General features: G+C 59.0%; 7 protein-coding genes and 1 pseudogene. 3 read left to right on the plus strand and 5 right to left on the minus strand.

Going from position 1 to position 7,820, the window contains the following annotated elements:
- Nucleotides 1-54 precede the first annotated feature (54 nt).
- The 3 genes from choV to ABJ99_RS03740 all read right to left on the minus strand — a co-directional run bounded on the left by choV (nt 55) and on the right by ABJ99_RS03740 (nt 3,090).
- Complete coding sequence (gene choV / locus ABJ99_RS03730; protein ID WP_054084667.1) at nt 55-1,233, minus strand: choline ABC transporter ATP-binding protein; 1,179 nt, start codon at nt 1,231-1,233, stop codon at nt 55-57.
- Entirely contained in the window at nt 1,230-2,075 is an 846-nt protein-coding gene (choW, locus tag ABJ99_RS03735; RefSeq protein ID WP_007248013.1) for a choline ABC transporter permease subunit, read from the minus strand. Before choW ends, choV begins: the two co-directional genes overlap by 4 nt.
- Nucleotides 2,076-2,142: 67 nt before the next feature.
- Nucleotides 2,143-3,090 carry a choline ABC transporter substrate-binding protein gene (locus ABJ99_RS03740; RefSeq protein WP_054084668.1) on the minus strand — a complete coding sequence of 316 codons (948 nt, stop codon included), beginning with the start codon at nt 3,088-3,090 and terminating at the stop codon, nt 2,143-2,145.
- A 780-nt stretch (nt 3,091-3,870) separates the two neighbouring features.
- Here ABJ99_RS03740 and gbdR point away from each other — a divergent pair.
- Entirely contained in the window at nt 3,871-4,974 is a 1,104-nt protein-coding gene (gene gbdR, locus ABJ99_RS03745) for a choline metabolism transcriptional regulator GbdR (protein ID WP_007248011.1), read from the plus strand.
- 93 nt (nt 4,975-5,067) lie between these two features.
- On the opposite strand, the gene ABJ99_RS29700 is transcribed toward gbdR, so the two are convergent.
- The gene (locus tag ABJ99_RS29700; RefSeq protein WP_412032773.1) at nt 5,068-5,940 is read right to left on the minus strand and encodes a methyl-accepting chemotaxis protein; all 873 of its coding nucleotides are present in this window, start codon (nt 5,938-5,940) and stop codon (nt 5,068-5,070) included.
- Nucleotides 5,923-6,693 (minus strand): annotated as a pseudogene (locus ABJ99_RS29705) (MCP four helix bundle domain-containing protein); the annotation flags it as partial. The gene ABJ99_RS29700 and the pseudogene ABJ99_RS29705, both read right to left, overlap by 18 nt.
- A 426-nt stretch (nt 6,694-7,119) precedes the next feature.
- On the opposite strand from ABJ99_RS29705, the gene ABJ99_RS03755 reads away from it, so the two are divergent.
- Both ABJ99_RS03755 and ABJ99_RS03760 read left to right on the plus strand, forming a co-directional pair.
- Entirely contained in the window at nt 7,120-7,353 is a 234-nt protein-coding gene (locus ABJ99_RS03755; RefSeq protein ID WP_007248008.1) for a hypothetical protein, read from the plus strand.
- Nucleotides 7,350-7,652 (plus strand): cell division protein ZapA, encoded by a 303-nt coding sequence (locus tag ABJ99_RS03760; protein WP_005896439.1) that lies wholly within the window; start codon nt 7,350-7,352, stop codon nt 7,650-7,652. Before ABJ99_RS03755 ends, ABJ99_RS03760 begins: the two co-directional genes overlap by 4 nt.
- The last annotated feature ends 168 nt before the right edge of the window (nt 7,653-7,820 follow it).

Below are 7,820 nucleotides of genomic sequence, written 5' to 3' on the forward strand. Positions count from 1 at the left end.
AAGCCAACAGATTTTGACTTGCAGCTTGAGGCTTGAGGCTTGCAGCTCTCTTATCTACCCATGATTTTTACCCAGCAGTGCGTGGTACAACTCGGTATCGCCCAGAATACCGACCACCTGGTCACCGTCCTGCAGCACCAGTTTGTTGCCGGTCTGGTAGCGGATCTGCAAGGCGTCGCGCATGCCGATGTTGGAGTGCACCAGTGTCGGGCGGCGGTCGAGGCTGTTGACGTCCTGGCCGGGGGTCCAGTTTTGCAAGTCGAGCGCGCCGGTGCCCTGGCGTGCGCCCTTGATCACGTTGCCTTCCGCCAGATCGAGCCACGAGTCGCCGCTCGGATCCAGGCACACCGAGCCGTTGACCTTGGTGCAGTCATCGACCGGGCGCATCAGGCTGCGGCCGCACAGCACGTTCAACGGGTTGGTGTGCGCCACGAAGGTCCGCACATACTCGTCGGCCGGGTTGAGGACGATCTGTTCCGGTACGCTGTACTGAACGATGCGGCCGTCTTTCATGATCGCGATGCGGCTGCCGAGTTTCAGCGCTTCATCCAGATCGTGGCTGACGAAGACGATGGTCTTGCTCAGTTTGGTTTGCAGGGCGAGCAGTTCGTCCTGCAAACCCTGGCGGATCAACGGGTCGAGTGCCGAGAACGGTTCGTCCATCAGCAGTATGTCAGCGTCCATTGCCAGCGCACGGGCCAGGCCTACGCGCTGCTGCATGCCACCGGAAAGCTCGTCGGGCTTCTTGTTGCGCCACTGGGTGAGGCCGACCAGTTCGAGTTTTTCATCCACCAGCTTGCGCCGTTCCTTTTCCGGTCGGCCCTGCATTTCCAGGCCGAAGCTGATGTTTTCGCGCACCGTCAGCCAGGGCATCAGGGCAAACTTCTGGAACACCATCGCGATGCGTTTGGTGCGCATCATTTTCAGCTCGGCGGCGCTGCAATTGGCGATATTGATCTGCGAGCCTTCATGTTCAACGAACAATGCCCCACGGCTTACCGTGTTGAGGCCGTTGATGCAGCGCAGCAGGCTGGATTTGCCCGAGCCCGAGAGGCCCATCAATACGCAGATTTCGCCTTTTTCGATGTCCAGGCTGGCGTTCTCGACGCCGACGATCTGGCCGGTTTTCTTGAGGATCTGGTCACGCGTAAGGCCTTCATCCAGCAGCTTGAGGGCTTCACGCGGGTCCTTGGAGAAGATGACGTCTACCTTGTCGAATTTGATGATGCTCATGCGTCGGACCCTTTCTTGGCTTCGGGTTGTTTGCAGATGCGGTCGAGCATGATTGCCAGCAGTACGATTGCCAGACCTGCTTCGAAACCGAGGGCGATATCGGCGGTGTTCAGCGCATTGACGACCGGTTTACCGAGGCCGTCCGCGCCGACCAGTGCCGCGATCACCACCATCGACAACGACAGCATGATGCACTGGGTAATGCCGGCCGCGATGCTCGGCATGGCATAGGGCAGTTCGATGCGGGTCAGCAACTGGCGTCGCGAGGAGCCAAAGGCCTTGCCGGCGTCCAGCAGCTCTTGGGGCACATCGCGAATGCCCAGATACGTCAGGCGTATCGGTGCGGCAATGGCGAAGACCACTGTCGAGATCAGGCCGGGCACCACGCCGAGGCCGAACAGGGTGAGGGTCGGAATCAGATAGACGAAGGTGGGCACGGTCTGCATCAGGTCCAGTATCGGCCGGATGATGGTGTAGAACATCGGCTTGTGTGCGGCAATGATGCCCAGTGGCACGCCGATGACGACGCAGACCAGGGTGGCGAAGAGCACCTGCGCCAGGGTTTCCATGGTTTCCTGCCAGTAATGCAGGTTGAGAATAAGCAGAAATGAAAGGATGACGAAAACCGTCAGGCCCCACTTGCGCTGAATGAAGTGCGCGAGTGCGGCGATCAGGCCGATCAATACCAACGGGTTGAACCAGGTCAGCGCAAAGGTGAACCCGTGGATCATCATTTCCAGTGTCGAGGCTATCGCATCGAAGTAGTCGGCGCCGTTGGCCGTCAACCAGTCGACGAATGCGGCGATGTACTCGCCCAGAGGGATTTTTTGATCAGTCAGCATGGTATCGGGTGTCCGCTTGCGGAAGGTGAAGAGGGCAGCAGGCGGGGCAGGCCCGCCTGCTGTCGGCTTACTGGGTCAACTTGGCCTTGGCTGCCTCCAGGCCTGGTTTGCCATCCACGGTGGTCACGCCTGCGAGCCAGGTGTCGAGCACTTGCGGGTTTTTCTTGATCCACGCCTTGGCAGCGGCATCAGGCTTGATCTTGTCGTCCAGCACGTTGCCCATCAGGGTGCTTTCCATGTCGAGGGTGAAAGACAGGTTCTTGAGCAACTGGCCTACGTTGCTGCATTCCTGACTGTAGCCTTTGCGGGTGTTGGTGTAGATAGTCGCCTGGCCATAGTTGGGGCCGAAGAAGTCATCACCCCCGGTAAGATATTTCATCTTGAAGCGGGTATTCATCGGGTGCGGTTCCCAACCGAGGAACACCACATCGTTCTTGCGTTTCACGGCGCGGTCGACCTGCGACAGCATCGCTGCTTCGCTGGATTCCACGACTTTGAAGCCTGCATCTTTCAGGCCGAACGCGTTCTTGTCGATCATGCTCTGGATCAGGCGGTTGCCGTCGTTGCCAGGCTCGATGCCGTAAATCTTGCCACCCAGCTCTTTCTTGAACTTGGCAATGTCGGCGAAGTCATGCAGGCCTTTGTTGTAGAGCGCTTCTGGAACGGCCAGGGTGTATTTGGCGTTCTCCAGGTTGGCGCGCACGGTTTCCACCGTGCCGGCTTCGCGGTAAGGCTTGATGTCGTTTTCCATGGTCGGCATCCAGTTGCCGAGGAACACGTCCATGTTCTTGCCGTCGGCCAGCGACTTGTAGGTCACGGGTACGGAAATCATGGTGGTCTTGGTCTTGTAGCCCAGCGATTCCAGTACGGCGCTGGTCACAGCGGTAGTCACGGTAATGTCAGTCCAGCCGACGTCGGAGAAGTTGACCGTATGGCAGGCCTCTGGCTCGGCTGCCTGGGCAAGCACCGGCATACAGAGCGTGGCGGCCAACAGCAACGATTTGGAACCTTTCATGGGGTGGACTCCTGTGAGTTTCTTCTGGTCATCAGCAGTTGAACGCTGACGCGGCTTATGGGTGGCGGGGCCTTTCACGAAGCTCCATCACTGCGCCGGGCGATCGAGTCGGAACCGATCATCTAACAGGGACAGTGAAACGCCTACCGGGGGCGTCGTATCCAGTGCAGGCGGCGTCGTATCCAGTGTGCGCAAGGTCGCTTACAGATTGGTTGCATCGTACAAGCGCCCGGTTGCAGCGTTGGAGCAGCTGAAAAACGGCCAGTACGTTACGCAGTCGCTGCGCGTGTCGGCAGCGTTGGTTGGCAGGTCGGTGCCTGCGCGAACGCGGACCTTTGGAGGGAGGGAACGCCGACAAGTTCACTTTGCAGGCCGTATTCGCTGGCGAGGCGCCATCCCGGACGACACTTTCGGACGCTGCGCGCTTTTCGAACATGCACTTTCCCGGTCGCCACCTTTTAGCGCGAAAAGTTGCCCGTCGCCGGGTTTTTCAGGGTGTGCCTTGAGTAGCACTCAGCATGCGGCTGGCGCTCGAGCGTTTCCCCGGAGTGCTACCGAATTGCTCATCGGCTGCCGCAGACGGCGTGCCTTGGCGTCGCAAACAGGTACCCGGGTCGCTGCCGGATAGACGCATCGCGACGTCGTTTTCAGGTGTTATTGAATGCCCGGTCAATTTCCGGCATGAGATTTGCGATGTCATCACAAAGCCCTGCAAAGGAAAGGGCTATAACAAGAGCCCGATCTGAGGCCAACCTATGCCATGTGTGAGGAGATAGTGTGATGACATCGTTCAATCCAGGGGCTCAACCCCAGAACCGCGCGCCACAATCCATCGGCTTTCTGCTGCTGGATAACTTCACCCTGATCTCCCTCGCATCGGCGGTAGAACCTCTTCGCATGGCCAATCAGTTGTCGGGACGCGAGCTGTATCGCTGGACCACACTGAGCGTGGACGGCGGTCAGGTCTGGGCCAGCGATGGCTTGCAGATCACTCCGGACGCGGCCATGCAGAAAGCCCCGGCGCTGGACACCGTGATCGTCTGCGGTGGCGTCGGCATCCAGCGCACCGTGACCCGCGAGCACGTCAGTTGGCTGCAAAGCCAGGCGCGTCAGTCCCGACGTCTCGGTGCTGTATGCACCGGCAGCTGGGCGCTGGCGTGCGCCGGATTGCTGGATGGTTTCGATTGCAGCGTGCATTGGGAATGTCTGGCGTCGATGCAGGAAGCCTTCCCGCGCGTGGCGATGAGCACACGTCTGTTCACGCTCGACCGCAACCGTTTCACCAGCTCCGGCGGCACTGCGCCGCTGGACATGATGCTGCACCTGATCAGCCGCGATCATGGCCGTGAACTGTCGGCGGCAATTTCCGAGATGTTCGTCTATGAGCGCATTCGCAACGAGCAGGATCATCAACGCGTGCCGCTCAAGCACATGCTCGGCACCAACCAGCCCAAGCTGCAGGAAATTGTCGCGCTGATGGAGGCCAACCTCGAAGAGCCGATCGACCTCGACGAACTGGCGGTGTACGTCGCCGTGTCGCGCAGGCAACTGGAGCGCCTGTTCCAGAAATACCTGCACTGCTCGCCATCGCGCTATTACCTGAAGCTGCGCCTGATTCGCGCCCGGCAACTGCTCAAGCAGACGCCGATGTCGATCATCGAAGTGGCGTCAGTGTGCGGCTTTGTATCGACACCGCACTTTTCCAAATGCTACCGCGAATACTTCGGCATCCCGCCGCGCGATGAACGCGTAGGCTCCAACACCGCGCAACAAGTCGCCATGCTACCAATCCCGCAAGCACTGGTTCTGGCGCCGTTGTCCGGGCCGTTGTCGGCACTGAGTCAGGCACGCAATGAGTCGACGTTTGCGAGTGTGCGGCTTTAATTTGACTGATCGTTACGCGGGGCTCGCGCAAAGAGAACGCGGAGCGTCCAGAACGGCATGCCGACTTCAGAGAGTCGGCATGATAGTTGATCCTTAAAGCGCGAAGCGCGCCACCATGCTGTTAAGGTCCACGGCCAGGCGGGACAGTTCGCTGCTGGCGGCGCTGGTCTGGTTGGCGCCGGTGGTGGATTGGGCCGACAGGTCGCGGATGTTCACCAGGTTGCGGTCCACTTCGCGTGCGACCTGGGCCTGTTCTTCGGCGGCGCTGGCGATGACCATGTTGCGTTCGTTGATTTCTTCGACTGCCAGGTTGATGGTGTTCAGCGCCATGCCTGCGCCTTTGGCGATACTCAGGGTCGATTCAGCACGTTCGGTGCTGTTGCGCATCGAACCGACTGCCTGCTCCGTACCACCCTGGATACTGCCGATCATGCGTTCGATTTCGCTGGTCGACTGCTGGGTGCGATGTGCTAGCGCCCGGACTTCGTCAGCCACTACCGCGAAACCCCGACCCGCTTCACCGGCGCGTGCCGCTTCGATGGCGGCGTTGAGGGCCAGCAGGTTGGTCTGGTCCGCCAGACCGCGAATCACATCCAGCACCTTGCCGATGTCGCGGGATTCAGTGGCCAGATTGATGATCAATTCAGCGGTTTCTTTCACATCGCCGCTCATCCGCTCGATAGCGCCAACCGTTTCCTGAACCAGATCACGACCGTCGGCAGCCGAGGTCGCTGCGTTGCGTGACGCTTGCGAGGTGCTGATGGCGTTGCGGGCCACTTCTTCCACTGCACTGGTCATCTCGTTGACAGCCGTGGCGGCCTGCTCGATTTCGTTGTTCTGCTGCAACAGCCCGCGGGCGCTTTCGTCGGTCACTGCATTCAGCTCTTCAGCCGCTGAAGCCAGCTGGGTGGCAGAGCCGGAAATGCCCTGGAGGGTGTCACGCAGTTTGTCCTGCATGGTTTTCATGGCCAGCAGCAGACGACCGGCTTCGTCGGTACCATCGATCCGGATCGGCTGGGTCAGGTTGCCTTGCGCGATGGTTTCTGCGGCATGGAGCGCGGTGGCAATCGGTGTGGTGATGCTCTTGATCAGCATCCAGGCAAACACGATGGTCAGCAGCGTGGCGGCGATCAGCAGCCCGATCACCATATTGAACGCCGAGTCGTACTCGCGGGAGGCGTCCTTTTTGACCTGGTTCAACTGCGCCGTATTGATTTCCACCAGCTTGCCGAGCACAACGTTCATCTGGTCGGAGTTATTGACCATCTCGTTATTGAGCAACGCCTGAAGTTCGCTGATCTTGTCGGCGCGAGTGAGCGTCTTCATGCGCTCTTCAAGCTGACGGTACTGCCCCAGCAACTGCACGTACTGATCGTAAAGGGCACGCTCATCGGCATCGGCGATCAGCTTTTCATAGATCGCCTGGGCGTCAGTGATCTGCTTGTTGCGCATGGCCAGCAGGTCGATGGTCTTCTGCTGGGTGGCTGGATCGCGGTTGACCAGCAAGCGGTAAGACAGCACGCGCAAGCGGATACTGACTTCCGCAAAGCGGTCGAGGCTTTTGATGCTGGGCACGTTGTTGTCGGCCAGCATTTCGGTAGCACCACGGATCTTGCTCATCTGCGACAGGGCGAAAACACCGAGGATCAGCATGAGTGAGCCAATCAAGGCGAACCCAAGGAACGCTCGGGGTGCAATGTTCATATTTCGAAGGGACATAGAAGCTTCCAGAGTGAGGTGCGCGTTCCATGCGGCGGGGCTATGAACAGACGTGAAAAAGTAGTTAGTGGCTGCCTATCGGTCATACGACTAAAGTCTTGAGCGAACAGGCACGTAATGATCGCCGCAGATGGCTGATGTTTTTACTGGAAATCCCCCGCACCCTGCGCAACCCCTTGAAAACACTGAGGTGGGCTGGAGTTCGTTGATGGCAACTGGCCCAGTTAGTGTGCGGATTTGTCGCACGTGATGATGGGCTGACGAACAGCAGGAACCGGAATCCGATTACGCAGTCACAAGCCTCCTATGCGTTGCGTTATCGACGTGTCCATGCCGTGGCAGGTCAGTATTCATGGCCAAGCGCTGGCATGCGCAGTGACTTTTCTTTATCGTGTGCGCCCGTTGAAATTTGCTCGAGAAATCAAAATGTTGGAAGCCTCCCTTAGCCAATTGGAACAACTTGTCGGTGATCTGGTGCAACAGAATCAGGCGCTTCAAGAGACAAATGCGCAGCTCAACGCCGAGCTGGCAAAAGCCAAGGACGAGAACGAGAACTTGCAACTGAGCCTGATGGAACAGGAAGAGAAGCAGGGCAGCACCGCCGCCCGCATTCAGGCGCTGGTTGATCGCGCGACCAGCGCAAGTGCTGTCAGCGCATGAACGTCGACGGCAGCGGTGTAACCGTTCTTTCGATTCTGGGTAATGAGTATTCGGTCAAGGCCCCGGCTGGCGAAGACCTGACGCTCATGAAGGCGGCCGCGATGCTCAATGCGTCGCTGGCCGACACCAAGCGCAAATACCCGACCTTGATCGGTGACCGTTTACTGGTCCTCGCCGCCCTGAACCTCTGTTCGCAACAGATCGAGCTCGAACAGTTGCACAAGGTCGAGCTGAAGCGTTATCGGGAGAAGGTCGACGCAACGGTTGATGTGATCGCCAAGACTATTTCCCAGGGCTGAGCCCAGGTCGCTAACACAAGCACTGAAAAGCCCCCAGAACAGGGCTTGTGTGGTGGGCCCGGCGACGCTTCGCTTGGCCACGATCTCTCGTTTTTTGTAGGAGCGGACTTGTCCGCGAATGGGTCGGTACATCCGATGCACTTTCTGTGTCTGGACTACCGCCTTCGC

This window comes from Pseudomonas syringae pv. cilantro, assembly GCF_001293775.1.
Classification (GTDB): Bacteria; Pseudomonadota; Gammaproteobacteria; order Pseudomonadales; family Pseudomonadaceae; genus Aquipseudomonas; species Aquipseudomonas syringae_P.